The sequence below is a fragment of the Rudaeicoccus suwonensis genome (genome assembly GCF_007829035.1).
In the GTDB taxonomy this organism is placed as follows: domain Bacteria; phylum Actinomycetota; class Actinomycetes; order Actinomycetales; family Dermatophilaceae; genus Rudaeicoccus; species Rudaeicoccus suwonensis.
Window position 1 is genome coordinate 536,596 of the sequence record NZ_VIVQ01000001.1, and the last position, 20,197, is coordinate 556,792.

A 20,197-nucleotide genomic window follows, 5' to 3' on the forward strand; every position below is an offset into this window, starting at 1 on the left:
CTGCGGCCGAGCGCGGCCGAGGTGTCAGACTGCGACGCTGGCCGACTGGCTTGCCGCGGGAATCATCAACGGTGTCAACGTTTCTGGATCCTCGATGATGCGGCAGCGAACGCCGAAGACCTGCTCGATGAGGTCTTCGGTGATGACCTCGCGGGGATTGCCGCTTGCGACGATCTCGCCCTGTCGCATGGCGATGAGGTGGGTGGCGTAGCGCGCCGCCTGGTTGATGTCGTGCAGCACCGCGACGAGCGTGCGTTGCTGCTCCTGGTGCAGCTGCGCGCACAGGTCGAGCACCTCGATCTGGTGGGCGATGTCGAGGAAGGTCGTCGGCTCGTCCAGCAGCATCAGTGGCGTCTGCTGGGCCAGCGTCATCGCCAGCCACACCCGCTGCCGCTGCCCGCCGGACAACTCGTCGACGCCGCGCTCGGCCAGCGCGGTGATGCCGGTCGCCTGCATCGCCTCGCTCACGGCGGTCTCATCGGCATCGGACCACTGGCGCAGCAGGCCCTGGTGCGGGAATCGCCCACGGGCAACCAGGTCGGCCACGCTGATACTGTCGGGCGCGATCGGCGACTGGGCAAGCAGTCCAAGACGCCGAGCGACGTCGCGAGCACCGAGTGAACGTATGTCGGTGCCGTCGAGCTGCACGGTGCCGTCGAGCGGCTTGAGCATCCGGGCCAGCGACCGCAACAGCGTCGACTTGCCGCACGCGTTGGGCCCGATGATCACTGTGAACGAACCCGTCGGAATGTCGACGTCGAGGCCGTCGAGGATGCGCCGACCGTCATACCCGATGGCGAGCTTTTCGGCAGAAATGGATGCAGTCATTGAGGATTCCTTGGTCACTACGTCAGAAGTTCAGATCAGGCCGGCGCGACGTCGGGACACGAGCAGTCCGACGAGATAGATACCACCGAGCAGACCGGTCATCACCCCGACCGGCAGAGGGTTGTCCGGGATGAGGCGAGTGGCGAGCAGATCGGCGGCCACCATGAGCGCTGCGCCGAGGCACATCGAGGGGATCAGCTGTGGCCCGGGAGTGCGCACGAGGCGGCGGGCGATCTGCGGAGACACCAGCGCGACGAAGGCCACCGGTCCGGCGGCGGCCGCCGCCAGCGCGGTGAGGATGGCGGCTGCCGCGAGCAACGTCAGTCGCACCGACTGCACACGCACACCCAGCCCGCCGGCGGTGTCGTCGCCGAGTTCGAGCATCGCCAGGCTGCGCCCGTACCCGCAGGCGAGTGCGATCACGACGACGCTGAGCGCAATGGCGACCGGTATGGCGTCACCCCAGGTCGCGGCATCCAGGCTGCCGGTCAACCAGAGCATGGCGGCTTGCGCGTCGGGCAGTTGCGCCTTGATGAGCAGGTAGCCGTTGCAGCCGGTGAGCATCGCGCCGACCCCGACGCCGATCAGGATCAGCTTGGTGCCGTGCAGTCCGTCGCGCCAGGCGAGCGCGAAGATCACGATCGCCACGGTGAGCCCACCGACGAGCGCGCCCAACGCGACGGCGGCGGTGCTGCCGCCGAACCACACGATGATCAGCAGCGCTCCTGTGGTGGAGCCCTGGCTGATGCCGAGCATGTCGGGGCTGCCGAGCGGGTTGCGTACCAGCGACTGCATGATGGCGCCGGCGAGCGCGAGCGCTGCGCCCACCGCGAGCGCGGTCGCGACTCGGGGGAGCCGCAACTGCTGAACCACCATGTCCTGCAACGTGTTTCCGTGTCCGAGCAGCGTCTGTATGACGGCGGCCGGTGACATCGGATAGTCGCCGGTGCCGATCGACACGACGGTCAGAGCCAGCGCGACGCCGACGATGATCGCTGTCACGACGACCGGTCGCCAGTGCATCCGTCGAGAGAAGGTGGGGCCGACGCGCACGGTGCGGGCCATCGTGGCGGTCCGGTCGCTCATCCGCGCAGCCCCTTCGAGCGACGCACGACGGCGACCAGGCACGGTCCGCCGATCACCGCGGTGAGCACACCGACCTGCACCTCGCCCGGCCGGGCGATCACGCGGCCGATCACGTCTGCGCCGAGCAGCAGCACCGGCGCGAACAACAGGCAGGCCGGAAGCTGCCACTGCGGATCCGGGCCGGTGAAGCGGCGGACGACATGTGGCGCGAGCAGCCCGACGAAGACGATCGGGCCGCAGGCCGCGGTGGCGGCGCCACACAGCAGCGTCACTGCCACGATCGACAGCAGCCGGACGCGGGAGGGAGAGGCGCCGAGCGCGCGTGCGCTGTCGTCACCCAGTTGCAGCGCCGCCAGTGAGCGGCCGAGCAACAGCGCCAGCGCCGCACCGACGACGAGGAAGGGCAGGATCATCACGATCGTCGAATCCGTAGCCCCCGCAAGCGATCCCACCGTCCAGAAACGCAGTTGATCCAGTGTGGTGGCATCGCTGAGGCTCAGACCGTTCACATAGGAATACAGCGTCGCGTTGAGCGCCGCACCTGCCAGCACCAGCCGACCCGGTCCGGCGGAGCGCCCTCCGCCGATGGCATACACCAGGACGGCGACGACGAATGCGCCGATCAGCGAGAACCAGATGTAGCCACCGAGCGAGGTGGCGCCGAAGAAATAGATCGAGGAGGCCACGGCGGCGCCTGCGCCGGCGTTGATGCCCAGCAGGCCCGGGTCGGCGAGCGGGTTGCGCGTGAGGTTCTGCATCACGCAGCCGGCCAGGCCGAGGGCGGCGCCGACGAGCAGTCCGAGCAGGGTGCGCGGCAGCCGCAACTGGTGGACCACCACGTAGCTGGAGCTGTGGGAGTCGGTGAGCCCGCGCCATACATCGGGAAGAGACAGCGGTTTTGCGCCGATCGCGATGCTTGCGGTGGCGACGACAACCAGGGCAATCGCCAGCAAAATCAAGGCAGTTCGAGGGGTATGTCGGCGCACCGGTGATTCGCTGCCGACGCGGTCCGTCAGGGCGGACGGTGCGAGGGTGGTGGACGCGTTCATGGTGACTTAGGTTAGCCTTTGCTTTGCGACCTGGCGAAAGCGGTGTCCGGCCGATGGCGTGCGCGACACCGAAAGCCCCGTCATACGTCACGTCACGGCGCTCGCCGTACCCCACGAGAAGAGGACTCATCCATGACCCGTTCAACGCGCCCCGATCTCAACCGCAGGACCGTGCTGGCCGCCGGCGGCGGACTCAGCCTGGCGGCACTGCTCGCGGCCTGCGGGTCGGGCTCGGGCGGATCGGCGGCTGGCCCGTCCGGCGCCGGCGCGACGAGCAGCACGTCCGGTGAGTGGACCTTCACCGACGACCGCAACAAGAAGATCACCGAGAAGTCGACGCCCCAGCGTGTCGTGGCGTTCACCGGGACCGCCGCCGCTCTCTGGGATTTCGGCGTGCGCGACAGCATCGTCGGCGTCTTCGGCGAGACGAAGCTTCCTGACGGCTCGGCGACGCCGCTCGCCGGCGACTTGGACCTGTCCAAGGTCACGATCATCGGCAACGCCTACGGCCAGTTCGACCTGGAGAAGTTCCTGTCGACCAACCCCGACTTGCTGGCCACGGACGCTTACACCCCGAACGAGCTGTGGTATGTCCCGGCCGGCAGCGTCTCCAAGATCGAGGCGGTCGCACCGACGCTGGCGATCAACACCGCTTGGGTGTCGATGATCAAGCCGATCGAGAAGCACCAACAGTTGGCCGCCGCGCTCGGCGCCGACCAGAACGCCGCCGACGTGACCGCGGCCAAGAAGCGCTTCGACGCAGCTGCCCAGGCGGTGCGGGACGCCGTCAAGGCGAACCCGGGCATCACGGTGCTGGCGTGCTCGGCGGCGACCGACATCTTCTACGCCTCGAACCCGAAATACGCCGCCGACCTGATCTACTTCGCGAGCCTGGGCGTGCAGTTCGTGCAGCCGACCAAGCTGGACAAGGGCGACTACTTCCAGAGCCTGAGCTGGGAGAACGCCGGCACCTATCCCGCCGACATCCTGCTGCTCGACAACCGTTCGACGTCGCTGCAGCCCAAGGACCTCACCGGCAATGCCGCCTGGACGGCACTGCCGGCGGTCAAGGCCGACCAGGTCACCGGTTGGGACACCGTGCCACGGTTCTCGTATGCAGGCGTCGCGCCGAACCTGGAGCGACTGGCCGCCGCGATCAAGACCGCCAAGAAGCTCTGACGGGAGCACCGCGCCGAAGGCATCCGGCCCACGGTGAACTCGCTGCGCCGCGAGCGCGACCGCTGAATCCTCAGTCGCGCTCGCGGCGTTCGCGTCGCCGGACACGCAACGCCATACGTCGGCCGTGTTCTTCGCCCGACTCTGCGGCATACCGGCCCTCAGGGGTGAGTGAGTCGAGCTCGTGCGCGAGCGCGTCGCCGGTGCGCAGGTCCACCTGCTCGGACAGATAGCGCCACAGCACTGCGATCGACGCGGCGGTCGGCACGGCAAAGAATGCCCCGACGATGCCGAACTGGTCGCCGCCGAAGGCGATTGCCAGCAGCACGATCGCCGGGTGCAGCGACATCGACTTGCTCTGCAGCAGCGGTTGCAGGATGTGCCCTTCGACCTGCTGCACCAGCACGATGATCACCAGCACGATGGCCGCTTTGGTGACGCCGACCGTGACCAGGGCGACCAGCACGGCGACGGTGCCCGCGGTGAACGCACCGATGATCGGGATGAAGCCACCGAAGAAGGTCAGCACGACCAGCGGAGCGGCCAGCGGCACGCCCAGCACGACCAGGCCGATGCCGATGAAGATCGAGTCGACGGCACTGACGATGGCCTGGGTGCGGATGAACGCCGACAGCGTGTTCCAGACGCGGGTCAGTGCCTCGGTGAAGTGAGCACCCGCGCCGCGGCCGAAGGTCACCCGCATCCACGGTAGGAAGCGCGCGCCATCCTTGAGGAAGAAAAAGGTCAGGATCAACGAAACCACGGCGTCGATCAGCACCTTGCCGGCCAGACTGATGCCGCTCAGGGCGGTCGAAGCGATCTTGTCGCCGCTGGACTGCAGCTTGGTGGTGATCGTCTTCGTCGCGTCGTCGATCTGGGTCGGCTTGACGTGCAACGGCCCGGTCTGCAGCCAGGTCTGCACCTGGTGCACACCGCGCACTGCCTGATTGGTCAGGTCGCCCCACTGCGAACTCACCGACGGGGCGATCGCGGCGATGATGCCGCCGACGACCACGAAGGCACCGATCAATCCGCAGGCAGCCGCCAGAGCCGGCGGGAAGCCGTGCGCCCGCAGCCATCGCACCGGCGGCCACAGCACCGTCGTCACCAGCAGCGCCACTGCGATCGGCAGCAGCGCCGACCAGAACATCCCGAAGACCTTCAGCAACAACCAGGTCGCCACGATGATCACGATCACGCGCAGCGACCAGCTCGCGGTCCAGCGCAGGCCGTAACTGATGACCCCGCTGCGGTCGAGGCCCTGGTTGGGATTGCGCCGCGCGGCCGCGCTGGCCGGGGCGTCGTTGGTGGGCGGGTCGCCGGCGATGGAGCGCTCCTCGTCGCGGGCGACGACGGGTTCGGGCTTGCTCGGTCGTTGTCTGGCCACTGGTGAGCGCCACCCTCCCTGTTGTGAACGATTCGTGCGTCGTGAACGAGTGTGCCGGGCACCCGGTGTCGGCCGGTCGAAGCTGGCTGTGACGGCAGCGGTCCGGATCGTGCGGGGTCCAGCCAATCAGGTGCCGGGCACGTGGCCAAGTCGCCGCATTCCGAGACCGGTGGCCGTCTGCCGGCCTGTCGGCGGTTGCCGATCAGCTGCCGGCGACCTTAAGACGACGCAGTCGGCTCGGCGCTGAAGCGTTTCGCTGCGCTGATCGCGGCCTCGCGCGGGCTAGCCTTGCGCGGTGAACTCCGAGCCCGGCCAACCCGATTCGGCCAACGTGTGGCTCGCAACCGGCCGGGTGGCCAGGGTGCGGGCCGCCGTTGCCGGCTGGCAGCGTCACCTGGTCGACCTCGGTGGGCGCAACACGATGCTGTGGTTCCGCGAATTGCCGAGTGGCACTCTCGATCTGACCCGTGCTCACCCGGCAGGCTCGGCCAAACTGTTCTCCGCCGGCAGCGTGCGCCTGGACGATCTCTTCCGCGAGCCGGCTGCCTTGGCCGATGCGACGCGCCGGGCGCGCGTCATACGTGGCAAAGCCCGTGAACTCGCCGAGGAACGCGGCGTCTGGACCTGTTTCCTGGCGATCGGTATGGCGACGTGGGATCGCCCCGGAGCCGAACACCCACCAGCGGCGCCACTGTTGCTGCGGCGCTGCGACATCGTGGCGACTCCCGGCCATCCGGACCGTCTGACCTTGCAACTGGGGGAGCGTTCAGAGTTCAACTCGGTGCTGGCGAAGTATCTCGAAGTCGAGCACGGCCTCGACCTCGATGTCGACAAGATCAACGAATACGCAAATTCCACAACGCAATTCGACACCTCAAAGATGTTCATCGCGATCCGTCGGGCGTGCGCCACCGTGCCCGGGTTCCGTGTCGACCGCAGGTATGTCGTCAGCAGCTTCACCCACACCAAACTCCCGATGGTGCGCGATCTGTCCGATCAGCTCGGGCAGTTGCACGAGAACCACGTGGTCGCGGCGCTTGCCGGTGACCCCGAGGCCATCGAGCACGTCGCCGCCGATGCGCCGCCTTTCGTCGAAGGCGATGTGGCCTCCGAACACTTGGTGCTCGACGCCGACTCCTCGCAGGAGGACGTCATCCAGGCGGTGCGCGCCGGAGCCCACCTGGTGGTCAAAGGTCCGCCGGGCACGGGCAAGAGCCAAACCATCGCCAACCTGATCGCCACCATCGCAGCCGACGGTCGGCGGGTGCTGTTCGTCGCCGAGAAGCGCGCCGCGATCGACGCCGTCGTTCGTCGCCTCGACCAGGCCGGACTGCACGATCTGGTGCTGGACGTGCGCGACGGCCGCGCCGATCGGCACACAGTCGTCGGACAGTTCGTCGAGCAGCTGAACACGTCGGGAGTCACCCCGCCCGCGCCGCCGGCCGATCAGTCCGTGCTGCTGTCCGCACGCAACCGGCTGGGCGCCCACCGCCGAGCGATGCACGATCCGCGTCCGCCGTGGGGCGTGAGTGTCGACGAGGCGCAGACCCGGATCACCGAACTCAACGCCCAGCGACCCGCGCCGCGCTCGCGGGCGTGGATCACTCCCGACGACCTGGAATCGATCAGCGAGGCACGCCGGATCGAGCTGTCGGCGGCCCTCGTCGAGGTGGCCGGCCTCAACGCCTGGCCCGTCGACGGCCGGAAGGACCCCTGGTATGGCGCTCGCGTGGTCGGCATCCAGCAAGCCGAGCGCACGCGCGACCTGGTCGCCGAACTCGCCGAAGGCCGCCTCGCGACCCATCTGAAGGTGGTCAAGCAGCTGTGCGATCAGGTGGGTCTGCCACCCGGCACCACGATGCTCGAGGTCGAGCACCGCCTCGATCTCATGGCGGACGCATACAAGACGCTGGAGTCCTTCCGGCCGGAGGTCTTCGAAGCGCCGCTGGACGAGTTGGTGCTCGCCACTGGTTCGAGCGCCTACCGCAAAGGCCAGGACGCGCATCTCGGCGCCGTCGAACGCCGTCGGCTGCGCAAGAACGCTCGAGCCCTGTTGCGACCGGGCCAGCCACCGGCCGATCTGCACGGCGTGCTCGTCCTCGCGGCGAGCCAGCGCGCGCGCTGGCGCGAGGTCGCGGGTAAAGGATCCCACCCGTCGGCACCGGTCGAGTTGTCGGCGGTTGCCGTCGCGCACGAACGCCTCCGCACCGACCTGGAGTGGCTCGGAGAACGACTCGCCGGCACGGCCGGTAAAGGCGACCTGCTGAGCACCGACTTCACCGCGCTGCAGGACCGACTGGACGATCTGTTCGCCGCGGCCGACCGGCTGGCCCTGGTGCCCAGCGTCATAGGCAAGCTGGATTACCTGCGGGCCAACGGTCTCGGTGACCTGCTCGACGACCTCGCCACCCGCCGAGTCACCGCGGATGCGGTCGCCGATGAGTTCGAATTCGTCTGGTGGCGTGCCGTGCTCGCGCGCATCGCCGAGACCGACCGAGAGTATGGCGACGTCACCGGTGACGCGCTGCGCCAACTGGTCGCGGACTACAGCGCGACCGACGCGCAGCACGTCGAGTCGGGCGCAGCGGGAGTGCGTGCCGCCGTCGCTGCGCAGGCCCGGCGCGTGACGCATGATCTACCCGAACAGGCGAAACTGCTTCTCGAACAACGGAATTCGACCAGCCCGTTGGAACTCCGTGATCTGTTGCCCGCGGCGCCGGAGTTGCTCACCGCACTGAAGCCGTGCTGGGCGATGAGCCCATTGGTTGTCGCATCGCTGATGCCACCCGGACTGTGGTTCGACGTCGTCGTCTTCGACGAGGCATCGCAGATCCCTCCGGCCGAGGCGATCTCGGCGATCTCCCGGGCCGGTCAGGTGGTGGTTGTCGGCGACCCGCGGCAGTTGCCACCGACCCGGATCCGCAGCGGCGCCGACGTCGACGACATCGAGGTGCCCGGCGGTGAGTCGGTGCTCGATGCGCTGATCCCGCTGCTCCCGGGTCGCGAACTCACCTGGCACTACCGCGCACTCGACGAACGACTGATCGCGTTCGCGAACGCCCATGTCTACCGCGGCAGCATGGTGACCTTCCCTGGCGTCGGCGACGATGCGGTCGTGCGGCTCGACGTCGTCGACGGTGCGTCGGTCGACGGCGAATCCAGCGACGCCGAGGTGGATCGCGTCGTGCAGGTGGTGCTCGACCAGGCGCGCAGGCGCCCGCGGGAGTCGATCGGTGTGATCACGTTGAGCCAGCGGCATGCGGACCGCATCGAGACCGCCGTGCGAGCGGCGGTGACGGCTGCACCCGATCTGGCACGACTGATGGATGACCACCGTTCCGAACCCTTCTTTGTCAAGGATCTCGACCGCGTCCAAGGCGACGAGCGCGATGCGGTGATTTTGTCGGTGGGGTACGGCCGCACCACCCGGGGTGAGTTGCTGCACCGCTTCGGCGCGGTGAGCGACGGTGGCGGCGAACGTCGGCTCAACGTCGCGATCACCCGGGCACGTCGCCGGATGACCGTTGTCGCGACCTTCTCCGGCGACGAACTCCACCCCGCGCAGCTGCGCTCACGTGGCGGACTGATGCTCCGGGACTTCCTGCTGTATGCCGCATCCGGTGGTGCCGCCAGGCGCGTTCCGGCGCTGGCGCAGGCGCCGACCGCAGCCGTTTCGGGCGCTCCCGCGGTGCCGGACAACCCGAGTGCGGGCGGTTCTGATTCGAACGGCTCTGCTTCGAATGGCGCTGATGCGCATGGGCCGGGCCCGGATGCGGTTGTCGATGACATGACAGTGGTCGGTGGTTCGGGTAGTGCATCCGCGACTGGTGCGCCCTCAGCATCGCCGGCAGAAGGGACGCCCACCTCGCCGAGCGCGAAGAACACCCGCCCCTCGGTGGTGCGACGTGGTCCCGACGGACGCCGGCGGCGCGTCGCCTCCACCGGAAGTGTGCTCGACCGGCCGGTGCTGCCGCAGACGAATGTCGGGCCGGTGCCGCCACTGGTCCTGGACCTGGCGCGACGGCTGCGCGCCGAAGGCCTCATCGTGCATCCCGGCTGGGGCACCTCGGTGCACCGGCTCGACCTCGCCGTCGAGGATCCGCGACGGCCGGGATCTCTCCTGGTCGCGATCGAGACGGACGGTCCGGTCTACGGCTCGATCAGCGCCACTCGTGACCGGGAGCGTCTACGGGTGGAGCAGTTGCGACGTCTCGGTTGGGCGCATGAGCGGGTCTGGACTCGCGATCTTTATCGAGACCCGGCACGGGAGGTTGCCCGGTTGGTGGCTGCGGTGCACGCGGCGTCGGTGGCCAGGCGCGATGCCGAAGCGGCCGATCGTGCCGCCGCCAATCCATGGCTCGACCGGACATGAGTCGGCCGATTGCCGACGACTCCAACCCGGTTTCTGGCGAACCGGCTGACAGTCGTCCGCGTCGCAGGCATCGTCGCGTCGACCGGCCGGCGACCGGGGGCGACGCGACGGTCTCTGTGCCGGTGGAACCCGGATATGACGACACCGACGCGGGCTGGGCACACCGTTCGAGCGTTGCTGCACCAGCGCAGGTTCCGCCGGACACCGCGGTGCGGCCACAGCGACGGACCGACACCGAAAGCGAGTCTGCACAAGACCGTTGGTGGCGCGAACAACGGCCACCCCACTGGGAGTGACCGTTGTTCGACGCGACCTGTTGGGCCGGTAGCTTCAGCCGCGGTCGCGCGAGCGCAGCTCGTCGCGGATCTCCATCAACAGGCTGAGCTCGGTGTCGGTGGGGTCGTCGGCGTCGGGCTCCTTGGTGAAGCGCTCTTTCGCAGCCTCGTAGGGCTTGACGATGAGGAAGTAGACCACGGCGGCCATGAAGATGAATGCGATCAATGCGGTGAGGAAGTCGCCGACGTGCACGCCGCCGGGCGTGTAACCGCTGAAGTTCGGTGTGCCACCGACCTTGCCGATGAGGTCCATGATGACCGCGACAAGGGCCTTCACAACGGCGGCGAAGGCTGTCGCCATGATGAAGGCGACGGCGAGTTCGACGAGATTGCCCTGCATGACGAATTTCTTGAAGCCTTGCATTGGCCTGTCCTAACGAATCGGGGTGTTCGGTTGGTCGCGACGATAGCCGACCGTTGCCGCGGTGTAGGAAAATATCTGGTCATGCGTCCGGAAAAACTTGGTCAGCGTGAGGGGGATGCCGCGACGAGCAATCCCCCACCGACGCCACCGCCGGCGGCATTCGCCGTCGCGATGGCAGCCGCCTGGCTGCGCGACACAGCGACCTGTAGCTGAGTTGTTCCTGACGCTGTTGACGACGAACCGCTCGACGCCGAAGCCTCGTCCGCCCTGTCGCCGGTTCCGGCGGCCAGCACCACCGCCAGGTCGGTGCCGATCGGCCGCCCGGAGGCACCGTCATACAGGTCGATGTGGTCGCCGGGCTGGACGAGTTGGGCGACGCTGCCCTGTGTGACCGGGACGCTGACGACCACCTGGCCGTCGGCGACACCGGACCAGCGGCCGGCCGCCCGCACCCGGCTCGCCGTCAGCGGTTCACCGCTGTGGATCGGTGCCACCAGCAGGGTCCCGGTCACCGCGTCTGCGGCGAGGATGCCCGGAACGGTTGCGCCCGCGGGCCACGCCACACCGCGCACATCGGCTGCGGTGAGCCGGTGCCCGGCCGGCAGGTCGCGAGCGGCGACGAGGACACGCGTCGTCGCCGGAGCGGGCGGACGCACCACCGACACCAGCGCGAGCACGGCTGCCGCGAGAAGGAGTCCGCACAGCACTCGCCGGGCCCGACCACGCCGCCACTGCGCTTGCCGGCTCGGGCCCTGCCAGGGGTCGGGCAGCAACCGCTGCCACGCCGGTGGCCTCGTGCTGTCGCGCGTGCTCATCCGGGCAGCTCGATCGGCAGCTGCATGCCGTCGAGTGCTCGCTGGCACTCGCAGGCTGCAGCGGCGTCAGCGGATGGATGCGGAAGTCGCGCGATTGCAGCGCGCAGAACAGTCTTGAGGTGCTCGATGTTGAGCGCGAAGATCCGCAGCACCTCATCGTGTCGCACCGACTCGCCGCCTTCGACGCCGGCGTCGTGGTCGGTGATCAGGCAGATGGTGCTGAAACACATCGCCAGTTCGCGCGCGATCGCTGCCTCCGGCATAGCGGTCATGCCCACGACACTCCAGCCGGCGCTCTGGTGCCACTGCGACTCGGCGCGGGAGGAGAAGCGTGGGCCGTTGATGACGACCAGCGTGCCGCCGTCGACCGAGCCGCTGCCGGCATCGGAGGCAGCACCCACAAGAGCCGAACGCCCTTGCGGGCAATAGGGATCGGCGAAGGAGACATGGACGACCGGACCGGTCTGGTCGTAGACGGTGTGCGCTCGCCCGAACGTGCGGTCGACGACCTGATCGGGGATGACCAGCGTGCCGGGGCCGTTCTCGGGTCGCAGCGACCCGACCGCGCAGGGCGCGAGCACCTGCCGGACACCCAGCGACCGTAGCGCCCACAGGTTGGCACGGTAGTTCACCCGGTGCGGCGGGAAGCGGTGGTCATGGCCATGGCGCGGCAGGAAGGCCACCCGGCGACCGTCGACCTCACCGATGACGATGTCGTCGCTGGGGTCACCGAACGGGGTTGAGACGTGCACAGCCTGCGGGTCGTCGAAGAAGGAGTAGAAACCGGAGCCACCGATGACACCGATCTCGGCGCGGAGCATGGGGTCGGTGTCAGTTGCCGGGCTGGGCGAAGAGGTCATGCGGCGAGATTAGCCAGCGCCTGCGGCATACAGAACGGGGAGCGGATCTCACCTGGGGACGACGCGCCCCTCCGGCGCGGGGTGTGGACGAGCGGGCGTCAGGCCGCCGAGCCACCCGAGGATTTCGAGGCCGAGGATGCTGCCGGAGCCGAGGAGTCCGACTTCTTGGACTCTGTCGTGCTGGTCGAGGTCTTCGACTCGCCGGACCCACCGCTGGACGTCGAGTCCGAGGACGTGCTCTTGGCCGACTCCGACGTCTTGCCGGAGTCCGTGGCCGTCGAGCCGGACTTCGCGTCGGCGTCGCGGCTGTCGGTGCGATAGAAACCCGAGCCCTTGAAGACCACACCGACGGAGTTGAACTGCTTGCGCAGCGACTGGTGGTGGCAGTCGGGGCATTCGGTCAACGAGTTGTCGCTGAAGGACTGAACGATCTCGAAGGCGTGCCCGCAGTCTTTGCAGGCGTAGGCGTAGGTCGGCACGGCGCTCAGTGTAAAGGTCGGCTATTCGGACTCGGATCGAAGAGGTGTGCGCCAGCCCGCCATCCGCCCGTCACGAGACACCGACCGCACCCGACGGATCGCGTCGGAACGCGCGGTCGCCGTCGTCACCAGCAGCAGGCGATCGCCGCGACGTATGACGGTGGTGCGTCTCGGCACGAAGCCTTCGCCGTCGCGCACGACCAATGTGACGTCGGCCCCTGCAGGCAGTCGCAACTCCTGCACCTCGACACCGTGCAGGCGGGAGGTGTCGCCGACGCTGACCTGCAGCACATCGGCATTGAGCTCTTCCAGGGGTGTCGCTTCGACGTCGAGGTCGAGCAGGTGCGCCGGTTCGACCACTCCCAGGCGACGCGCGATCAACGGCATCGGCAGAGCCTGCACGAGGGTGAAGACGACCACGAGCACGAAGACCAGGTCGAAGATCCACTCCGTGTGAGGCGTTCCGACCGTCAGCGGCACTGTGGCGAGCACGACGGGCACTGCCCCGCGCAGCCCGGCCCACGACAGGAACGCCTGTTCACGCCAGGTGAACCGGAACCACGGCAGCGTCAGCAGCACCGATGCCGGGCGCGCCACCAGCAGCAGCACCAGCCCGATCACGATGGCCGGGATGATCTGCGAGTCCAGGCGGGCCGGGGAGGCGAGCAGCCCCAGCAGCACGAAAAGCCCGATCTGTGCCAGCCAGCCGAGTGCCTGGCTGAAACCGCGCACCGCCTGGTGGTGCGGCAGGTTGAGATTGCCGAGCAGCAGTGCGCACAGGTAGGTCGCGATGAAGCCGCTGGTGTGGGCGAGGCTGGCGGCGGCATACGCAAGGACGGTCACGGCCAGCACACCGATCGAGAACAGCCCGGAAGACGATGGCGCGGCGTGCCGCAGGACCCAGGCGAAGATCCAGCCCAGCGCCAGCCCGATGAGCGCGCCGCCGGCCAGTTCGCCGACGGCCTCCAGTGCGATGAGCCACCAGGGGCCGGGCGATCTGCCGGGTGTTGCGGCGTCGGCCAGAGCGACCACCAGCAGCACCACGGGCGCGTCGTTGAAGCCGGATTCGGCTTCGAGCACGCCAGTGATGCGCTTGGGCAATGGCACCCGGCGTAACACCGAGAAGACGGCCGCGGCATCGGTCGACGACACGATCGCCCCGAGCAGCATCGCCACGACGAGGGACTTGTGCAGCAGCAGATGCGCGGCCAGGCCCACCACCGCCACCGAGACGAGGACACCGACTGTCGACAACAGTGACGCGGGTGCGACAGCGGAACGTATGCCGGACCAGCGGGTCGTCAGGCCACCTTCGGCGAGGATCAGCACCAGCGCTGAATAGCCCAGCACCTGCGTCAGTTCGGGGTTGTCGAAGCGCAGCCCGAGGCCGGACTCGCCCATGACCAGGCCGATGCCCAGATAGAGCAGCAGCGTCGGCAGTCCGGAACGGTTGGCCAGGCGCACCGCGGCGATGGCCACGAGCAGCACAACGGTGGAGATGAGCAGCACGACCGCGAGGTCGCCGGTGGTGAACTGGCCAGGGGCGGAGGCGGCCATGGGTGGTCTCCTTCGCGTGCGGTGGCTGGAGGAGTCGCGCTCAGTATTTCAGGCGAACCGGAGGATCCCACCGGTAGGCGTCCAGACGGCGTCCACCGGCAGGTCGTGCGGCTCGGCGGGGACACCCGCGACGAGCTCTCCGTCGAAGACGACCGCGAGGGTCAGCGCGTGCGGGCCGCGGCGTGCCAGTGCCCGGTCGTAGCTGCCGCCGCCCTGCCCCAGGCGCATGCCGTGAGCGTCGATCGCCAGGGCCGGCAGCACGATCACGTCTGCTGCTGCGATGTGGTCGACGCCGAGGTCGGCGTTGCCGGCGACGTCGCGCCAGGAGAGGTCCTTGTCGGGGAGGGTGATCGGCGCGATCACCTGCCGCTGCCGGGCGCGCAAGCCCGTGATCAGCTGCTCGGTCGGGGGCTCGGTGTCCAGGCTCTCGTAGACCGCGACGCAGGCGGCGTCCGGTGCGGCTTCGCGCACGAAGGTCAGCACGGCGTCGGCCAGTGTGGTCGACAGCTCGCGCCATACGTTGTCGTCCGCCTGTTGTCTGCGCTCGCGGCGGCGGGCACGTATGACGCGCCTCATTGCCTGCTTTGCCTGCGCTGTCTCTGTGGCCATGAGGGTGATTGTTGCCCGGATGCGGCGGATGGTCCCCGATTGGGCCATTAGTGTGCAACCCATGACCGACATGACGTCCACCAAGCGCGTGCGGAAGGCCGTCATACCGGCCGCCGGCCTTGGCACCAGATTCCTGCCTTCGACCAAGGCGATCCCGAAGGAGATGCTGCCGGTGGTCGACAAGCCGGCCATCCAGTACGTCATCGAGGAGGCCGCCCGGGCGGGCATCGACGACGTCCTCACCATCACCGGTCGTAACAAGGCAGCGCTGGAGGACCATTTCGATCGCAACTGGGAGCTCGAGCGCGCGCTCGAGCGCAAAGGCGACGAACTGCGGCTGCAGCGGGTGCGCAAGTCCGCCAACCTCGGCAACGTCCACTTCATCCGGCAGGGTGAGCCGCTCGGTCTCGGACACGCGGTGCTGTGCGCGAAGGCGCATGTCGGTGACCAGCCGTTCGCGGTGCTGCTCGGTGACGACCTGATCGACGAGCGGGACGTCTTGCTCACGACCATGATCGACACCCAGCAGCGGTATGGCGGTTCGGTGGTCGCGCTGATGGAGGTCCCGAAGGATCAGGTGCACCTCTACGGTTGTGCGGCGGTGTCGCCGCTGGCCGGCGCGGGCGAGGACATCGTGCGTGTGGACTCACTGGTGGAGAAGCCGGCGCCTGGCGACGAGCCCAGCAACCTGGCGATCATCGGCCGGTACGTGCTCGCTCCGGAGATCTTCTCCGCGCTCGAGCACACCGAACCTGGTCGCGGCAACGAGATCCAGCTGACCGACGCCCTGCTGACCATGGCCGGGCGCGTCGGCGAGCCCGGCGGCGGCGTGACCGGCGTGATCTTCCGTGGACGTCGGTACGACACCGGTGACCGGCTCGATTACCTCAAGGCCGTGGTGCGGCTGGCCGTGCGTCACCGCGACGTCGGCGCCGACTTCCGCTCCTGGCTGCTGGACTGGGCTGACTCCGACGAGGCGCGCGTCGGTGGCGACGGCGAGGACCACCTCGGTCACTGACAGTTCGGTCCGGCTGAGTCCGGACACTCGTCGGCGATCACTGTGCGGTGCCCCGCTTGGTGGGGCACCGCAGAGCGCGTGGTGGGGCAGCGCACAGTGCGCGCTTGGCGCGCCGCCCGAATCGGCCTGGTTCACGTGGTTGCTGAGACCCGGAGCAGTGAGTCGTTGCATCTAGGGTGGACGACGTGTTGACGGTCGAGGAATATCAGCGGCGGCTCCTGCAAGCCGCGACCCGGTTGCCGAGCGAGAACCGGCCGATCACCGAGATCGGATCGCTGGTGGGTGCCGTGCTCGACAAGGACGTCCGCAGTGCCGTCCCGCTCCCGGGATTCACCAACTCGGCCATGGACGGATATGCCGTCCGGGCGGCCGACGTGACCACCGCTTCGGCGGATGCGCCGGTGCGCATGACGGTGAGCGACGACATACCTGCCGGTGACACCCGGCAGTTGACCTTGCGACCCGGCGAGTGCGCTCGCATCATGACCGGCGCGCCCTTGCCCGACGGTGCCGACGCGGTGGTGCCGGTCGAGATCACCGACGGCGGTCTGGAGATCGTGACGATCAGCGAGGCCGTGACGGCGGGAAGTTCGGTGCGGCATCGCGGTGAGGACGTGCAGCCCGGCGACACCGTCATACCTGCCGGAACTCTGTTGTTGCCGCGTCACGTGCCGGTCCTGGCGTCCGCCGGCCTGACCGAGGTGGCCGTCGTGCGCCGGCCGCGGGTGGCCGTGGTGAGCACGGGGGATGAGTTGCTGCCGCTGGGGGAGCGTCCTGGGCACGGGCAGATCGTCGATTCCAACGGGCCGATGCTGGCTGCGCTGGTGGCCCAAGGTGGCTTCGAACTCGCCGCTGTGACGCGGTGCGGCGACACCGGTGAGGCCGTCCGTGCAGCTCTGACGCCGCTGGCGGATTCGGCCGACGCGATCATCACGACCGGTGGGGTGAGCGCGGGCGCGTTCGAACCGCTCAAGCTGGCGTTCGAGGGCAGCGGGTCTTTCGATTTCGTGAAGCTGACCATGCAGCCGGGCAAGCCGCAAGGCTTCGGAATCATCGGCGGCACACCGGTTTTCGCGCTGCCGGGCAATCCGGTCAGCTCGCTGGTGTCCTTCCTGGTGTTCGTTGCACCAGCGCTGCGCGCCATGGCCGGCCGATCGCCCGAGATCGCCCGCCACCGTGCCACGGTCGGCGAGCAGTGGCAATCGCCACCAGGCCGCACCCAGTTCGCCCGCGTCGTGTATGCCGACAACGGTCACGTCGTGCGGCCGATCGGCGGGCAGGGGTCGCACGTGATGGGCGGATTGGCGGGCTGCCAGGCGCTCGCGATCGTTCCGGCCGACGTCACCAGCCTCAGCGTCGGTGACGAGGTCGAGGTCATTTCGCTGGAGGGTCTGGCATGAGCGAGCGGCTGACGCATGTGCGGGACGACGGCAGCGCCCACATGGTCGACATCAGCGAAAAACCGGTCACCGCGCGCGTCGCAGCCGCTGAGGGCCGGGTTCTGTTGTCGCACAAGGCAGTTGCGGCGCTGCGCAGCGGCGACGTGCCCAAAGGCGACGCGCTCGCGGTCGCCCGCATCGCCGGGATCCAGGCCGCCAAACGCACCCCCGAACTCGTGCCGCTTGCGCACCCGGTCGCGGTGCACGCGGTCGAGGTCGATCTGACAGTGACCGACGAGGGGGTCGGCATACGTGCGCAGGTACGCACCGCCGATCGCACGGGCATCGAGATGGAGGCACTGACATGCGTCTCGGTCGCGGCGCTCGCGCTGGTGGACATGATCAAGGCCGTCGACAAGCATGCCCGCATCACCGACATCCGGGTCACCGCCAAATCCGGTGGTAGATCAGGGGATTGGGTTGAGGCCGATGCCTGAGGCCGTCGTCGTCACCTGCTCGGACCGGGCCGCTGCGGGCACGTATGACGACCGGTCCGGCCCGGTGCTGGAGGCGGCCCTCACGTCGTGGGGTTTCGTGGTGCGACGTGTCGTGGTGCCCGACGGACCGCCGGTCGGGGAGGCCCTGCGCGCGGCCATCGCCTCGGGTGCGGACGTGGTGCTGACGACCGGTGGCACCGGCGTCTCGGCGACCGATGTCACTCCTGAGCAGACGATGCCGCTGATCGATTGCGAGATACCCGGGATCGCCGAGGCCTTGCGGGCGGCAGGCGTGGCCAAGGGAGTGCCGACGGCAGTCCTGTCGCGCGGCGTCGCCGGGTTGTCCGGCCGGTGTCTGATTGTCAACCTGCCAGGGTCGAGCGGTGCCGTGCGCGACGCGCTCGCGGTGCTCGAACCCGTTGTCGCACACGTTGTTTCGCAGGTGTCTGGTGGCGATCACCCGAGAACCGACCATGAAGGCTCGGGTCATACGGACGCGGGACATTCAGGCCCTGACCACCCGGGCGCGGACCGTTGAGAAGCCGCTGGTGGCCGGTTGCGGTCGAGCAGCAGTGGCGCGGTTCGGTGGTGAAGTTGCGCCCACTTCGGACGCGTGCGGATCGCGGCGAGTTCCTGCAGTTGCGCAGCGACAACGGCGCGTGGACCAAGCCGTGGGACTCCACCTCACCGCTGCCGCAGCAGTCGATGACGTTCGCCCAGTTGGTGCGATTCCAGGATCGTGAGGCGGTCGAGGGTCGACTGCTGCCGTTCGTGGTCGACGTCGACGGCGCGCTTGCCGGCCAGATGCACCTGTTCGGCATCACTCGGGGTGCGCTGATGTCGGGTGCGGCGGGTTACTGGATCGGGCAGCGGTGGGCCGGGCGCTCCATCACGCCGTTCGCACTCGCGATGCTGATCGACCACGCCTTCAACGAGGTCGACCTCCATCGCGTCGAGGTCAACATCCGACCGGACAACGACCGCAGTCTGCGCGTGGTGGACAAGTTGGGGCTGCGCGACGAGGGGCTTCGCAAGGGGTACCTGCACATCAACGGTGCCTGGCACGACCACCGGTCGTTTGCAGTCACGGTCGAGGAGCTGCGTCATACCTCTCTGGTGGAGCGGATGCGCGAGCGCGAGTGACGATCCGAATGCCGGCGGCCGCCTCCGCTGACGCCCTGCGTGCCAGTGGCCCCGGATTGGCTGTGGCTTGGGCGACACACCGCGGATGTCCGCGAACTGCAACGACTTTGCGCCTAGCGTTCGTTGCGTGCCGGCCAGCAGTCTGATCTTCGTTCTTATCGCCGCGATTTGGGCTGCCTATCTGCTGCAGCACTGGATCCGACGCCGAGAGGCCCTTGCCACCGCGCGATCGGTGGACCAGTTCACCGCCGCCATGCGGGTGCTCGAACGACGGCCCCAGTTGTCCGAAGGCATTGCACAAGCATCAGATTCAGTCTCCGACCGCCCATCGTCGCCGCTGGTGAGCGTCAAACAGCCGCGTCCGTCACTGCGAGCAGGAACCGTCATGACTGCAGACTCCCAGCACACGCCCGAGGCGCGACCGGCTCAGACCGTTGCCCAGAACGCCTCTTCCGCAACGACTTCCGCTCCGGCGGAAGCCAGTCACGTTTCCGGCGCACGTCAACCCACGGTGCGTTCGGCCAGGTCCGGCCGACCGGCGGCGCACTCCGGGTCGCCGAAGCTTCGTGCCGGCGCGCTGATCGGCTCGTTCGCCCTGCTGGTCATCACCGGTGTCTGCACGCCGTTCGGGGCGCTGCCGTTGTGGTCCGTGGCCGTGGCCGTGGTGCTGTTCGCTGGGGTGCTCATCTGGTGTCACCGATCGGCCAAGGCGGCACGCGCTGCCCGTAGCGCAGGCCGACAGTCACAGCCGGCCCGTCAACCGCGGCCCGCGGTGCGTCAGAACCGCGACGGCCGGGCCACCCCAGTTGGCGCGACCGGTCGTCCTGCCCCGCAGGCGCCCCGGACACCCGCTGCGGACACCGCTCCTGCCAAAGCCTCGAATGGCCCGGTCGCTGCTCAGGATCCGGCTCCGGCTATGCAGCGGCGAATCGCCGACGCACCTTTCGATGTGACCGCTGTCGATGCCATGCGCATGGCTCCGCAGCCCGACACGATGTCGGCCGGTACCGCGCCCGCGCCTTCCGACGCGGGCAGCGAATGGCAGCCGGTCGCGGTGCCGCGCCCGACCTACACGATGAAAGAACGCGCCGACCGGCCCGTTCCCGCGGCGAACGTCCCACAACAGCCGGCGCTGTCGACGGCTGCGGCATACCAGCACGTGGCCAACGAGGACCTGCCGTTCGACGGACTGGCGCTCGACCAGGATCTCGACGACCTGCCGCCGGTGCACCAGGCGGGCTGA

Annotated in this window: 18 protein-coding genes; 8 read left to right on the plus strand and 10 right to left on the minus strand. The window is 68.6% G+C overall.

The features are described 5' to 3' along the window. Positions 1-24: 24 nt before the first annotated feature. Genes BKA23_RS02550 through BKA23_RS02560 form a run of 3 tightly spaced genes read right to left on the minus strand, consistent with a single transcriptional unit; the run spans position 25 to position 2,963 of the window. Complete coding sequence (locus tag BKA23_RS02550) at positions 25-828, minus strand: ABC transporter ATP-binding protein (RefSeq protein WP_145225196.1); 804 nt, start codon at positions 826-828, stop codon at positions 25-27. A 30-nt stretch (positions 829-858) separates the two neighbouring features. After that, positions 859-1,914 (minus strand): FecCD family ABC transporter permease, encoded by a 1,056-nt coding sequence (locus tag BKA23_RS02555; protein WP_246104413.1) that lies wholly within the window; start codon positions 1,912-1,914, stop codon positions 859-861. Beyond that, complete coding sequence (locus tag BKA23_RS02560) at positions 1,911-2,963, minus strand: FecCD family ABC transporter permease (protein WP_145225198.1); 1,053 nt, start codon at positions 2,961-2,963, stop codon at positions 1,911-1,913. The genes BKA23_RS02555 and BKA23_RS02560 overlap by 4 nt, the downstream gene beginning before the upstream one ends. A 132-nt stretch (positions 2,964-3,095) precedes the next feature. Between BKA23_RS02560 and BKA23_RS02565 the strand changes: the two genes are divergently transcribed. After that, positions 3,096-4,142 (plus strand): ABC transporter substrate-binding protein, encoded by a 1,047-nt coding sequence (locus BKA23_RS02565; protein WP_145225200.1) that lies wholly within the window; start codon positions 3,096-3,098, stop codon positions 4,140-4,142. A gap of 70 nt (positions 4,143-4,212) precedes the next feature. Here BKA23_RS02565 and BKA23_RS02570 read toward each other — a convergent pair whose 3' ends face one another. Beyond that, positions 4,213-5,526 carry an AI-2E family transporter gene (locus BKA23_RS02570; RefSeq protein WP_170226338.1) on the minus strand — a complete coding sequence of 438 codons (1,314 nt, stop codon included), beginning with the start codon at positions 5,524-5,526 and terminating at the stop codon, positions 4,213-4,215. 295 nt (positions 5,527-5,821) lie between these two features. Here BKA23_RS02570 and BKA23_RS02575 point away from each other — a divergent pair, with 295 nt between their 5' ends. After that, positions 5,822-9,898 carry an AAA domain-containing protein gene (locus tag BKA23_RS02575; RefSeq protein ID WP_145225204.1) on the plus strand — a complete coding sequence of 1,359 codons (4,077 nt, stop codon included), beginning with the start codon at positions 5,822-5,824 and terminating at the stop codon, positions 9,896-9,898. A gap of 330 nt (positions 9,899-10,228) precedes the next feature. Here BKA23_RS02575 and BKA23_RS02580 read toward each other — a convergent pair whose 3' ends face one another. The 6 genes from BKA23_RS02580 to BKA23_RS02605 all read right to left on the minus strand — a co-directional run bounded on the left by BKA23_RS02580 (position 10,229) and on the right by BKA23_RS02605 (position 14,917). Then, complete coding sequence (locus tag BKA23_RS02580) at positions 10,229-10,597, minus strand: MscL family protein (protein ID WP_145225206.1); 369 nt, start codon at positions 10,595-10,597, stop codon at positions 10,229-10,231. A gap of 101 nt (positions 10,598-10,698) precedes the next feature. Continuing rightward, positions 10,699-11,412: an SAF domain-containing protein gene (locus tag BKA23_RS02585; RefSeq protein ID WP_145225208.1), complete on the minus strand. Its 714-nt coding sequence runs from the start codon at positions 11,410-11,412 to the stop codon at positions 10,699-10,701. Further along, complete coding sequence (locus BKA23_RS02590) at positions 11,409-12,272, minus strand: S-methyl-5'-thioadenosine phosphorylase (protein ID WP_211841574.1); 864 nt, start codon at positions 12,270-12,272, stop codon at positions 11,409-11,411. The genes BKA23_RS02585 and BKA23_RS02590 overlap by 4 nt, the downstream gene beginning before the upstream one ends. Positions 12,273-12,370: 98 nt before the next feature. After that, on the minus strand, positions 12,371-12,751 hold the full coding sequence (locus BKA23_RS02595; RefSeq protein WP_145225210.1) for an FmdB family zinc ribbon protein: 381 nt from the start codon (positions 12,749-12,751) through the stop codon (positions 12,371-12,373). 21 nt (positions 12,752-12,772) lie between these two features. Next, on the minus strand, positions 12,773-14,308 hold the full coding sequence (locus BKA23_RS02600) for a potassium/proton antiporter (RefSeq protein ID WP_145225212.1): 1,536 nt from the start codon (positions 14,306-14,308) through the stop codon (positions 12,773-12,775). A 48-nt stretch (positions 14,309-14,356) separates the two neighbouring features. Then, positions 14,357-14,917: a 5-formyltetrahydrofolate cyclo-ligase gene (locus BKA23_RS02605; RefSeq protein ID WP_170226339.1), complete on the minus strand. Its 561-nt coding sequence runs from the start codon at positions 14,915-14,917 to the stop codon at positions 14,357-14,359. Between the two features lie 70 nt (positions 14,918-14,987). On the opposite strand from BKA23_RS02605, the gene galU reads away from it, so the two are divergent. The 6 genes from galU to BKA23_RS02635 all read left to right on the plus strand — a co-directional run bounded on the left by galU (position 14,988) and on the right by BKA23_RS02635 (position 20,197). Further along, entirely contained in the window at positions 14,988-15,935 is a 948-nt protein-coding gene (gene galU, locus BKA23_RS02610) for a UTP--glucose-1-phosphate uridylyltransferase GalU (protein WP_145228122.1), read from the plus strand. A gap of 185 nt (positions 15,936-16,120) precedes the next feature. Beyond that, on the plus strand, positions 16,121-17,335 hold the full coding sequence (locus BKA23_RS02615; protein ID WP_246104415.1) for a molybdopterin molybdotransferase MoeA: 1,215 nt from the start codon (positions 16,121-16,123) through the stop codon (positions 17,333-17,335). Continuing rightward, entirely contained in the window at positions 17,332-17,811 is a 480-nt protein-coding gene (gene moaC, locus BKA23_RS02620; RefSeq protein ID WP_145225218.1) for a cyclic pyranopterin monophosphate synthase MoaC, read from the plus strand. Before BKA23_RS02615 ends, moaC begins: the two co-directional genes overlap by 4 nt. Further along, positions 17,804-18,349: a MogA/MoaB family molybdenum cofactor biosynthesis protein gene (locus BKA23_RS02625; protein ID WP_145225220.1), complete on the plus strand. Its 546-nt coding sequence runs from the start codon at positions 17,804-17,806 to the stop codon at positions 18,347-18,349. The genes moaC and BKA23_RS02625 overlap by 8 nt, the downstream gene beginning before the upstream one ends. Before the next feature lie 50 nt (positions 18,350-18,399). Continuing rightward, positions 18,400-18,954 (plus strand): GNAT family N-acetyltransferase, encoded by a 555-nt coding sequence (locus BKA23_RS02630; protein ID WP_246104416.1) that lies wholly within the window; start codon positions 18,400-18,402, stop codon positions 18,952-18,954. Positions 18,955-19,081: 127 nt separating this feature from the next. Further along, on the plus strand, positions 19,082-20,197 hold the full coding sequence (locus tag BKA23_RS02635) for a hypothetical protein (protein ID WP_145225225.1): 1,116 nt from the start codon (positions 19,082-19,084) through the stop codon (positions 20,195-20,197).

What these genes read in the sequence shown, in the direction of transcription:
- BKA23_RS02590 (WP_211841574.1), bottom strand. Translation starts at nt 12,272, where the DNA reads ATGACCTCTTCGCCCAGCCCGGCAACTGACACCGACCCCATGCTCCGC.
- BKA23_RS02565 (WP_145225200.1), top strand. Translation starts at nt 3,096, where the DNA reads ATGACCCGTTCAACGCGCCCCGATCTCAACCGCAGGACCGTGCTGGCC.
- BKA23_RS02550 (WP_145225196.1), bottom strand. Translation starts at nt 828, where the DNA reads ATGACTGCATCCATTTCTGCCGAAAAGCTCGCCATCGGGTATGACGGT.
- BKA23_RS02605 (WP_170226339.1), bottom strand. Translation starts at nt 14,917, where the DNA reads ATGGCCACAGAGACAGCGCAGGCAAAGCAGGCAATGAGGCGCGTCATA.
- BKA23_RS02555 (WP_246104413.1), bottom strand. Translation starts at nt 1,914, where the DNA reads ATGAGCGACCGGACCGCCACGATGGCCCGCACCGTGCGCGTCGGCCCC.
- moaC (WP_145225218.1), top strand. Translation starts at nt 17,332, where the DNA reads ATGAGCGAGCGGCTGACGCATGTGCGGGACGACGGCAGCGCCCACATG.
- BKA23_RS02580 (WP_145225206.1), bottom strand. Translation starts at nt 10,597, where the DNA reads ATGCAAGGCTTCAAGAAATTCGTCATGCAGGGCAATCTCGTCGAACTC.
- BKA23_RS02600 (WP_145225212.1), bottom strand. Translation starts at nt 14,308, where the DNA reads ATGGCCGCCTCCGCCCCTGGCCAGTTCACCACCGGCGACCTCGCGGTC.
- BKA23_RS02560 (WP_145225198.1), bottom strand. Translation starts at nt 2,963, where the DNA reads ATGAACGCGTCCACCACCCTCGCACCGTCCGCCCTGACGGACCGCGTC.
- BKA23_RS02625 (WP_145225220.1), top strand. Translation starts at nt 17,804, where the DNA reads ATGCCTGAGGCCGTCGTCGTCACCTGCTCGGACCGGGCCGCTGCGGGC.
- galU (WP_145228122.1), top strand. Translation starts at nt 14,988, where the DNA reads ATGACGTCCACCAAGCGCGTGCGGAAGGCCGTCATACCGGCCGCCGGC.
- BKA23_RS02585 (WP_145225208.1), bottom strand. Translation starts at nt 11,412, where the DNA reads ATGAGCACGCGCGACAGCACGAGGCCACCGGCGTGGCAGCGGTTGCTG.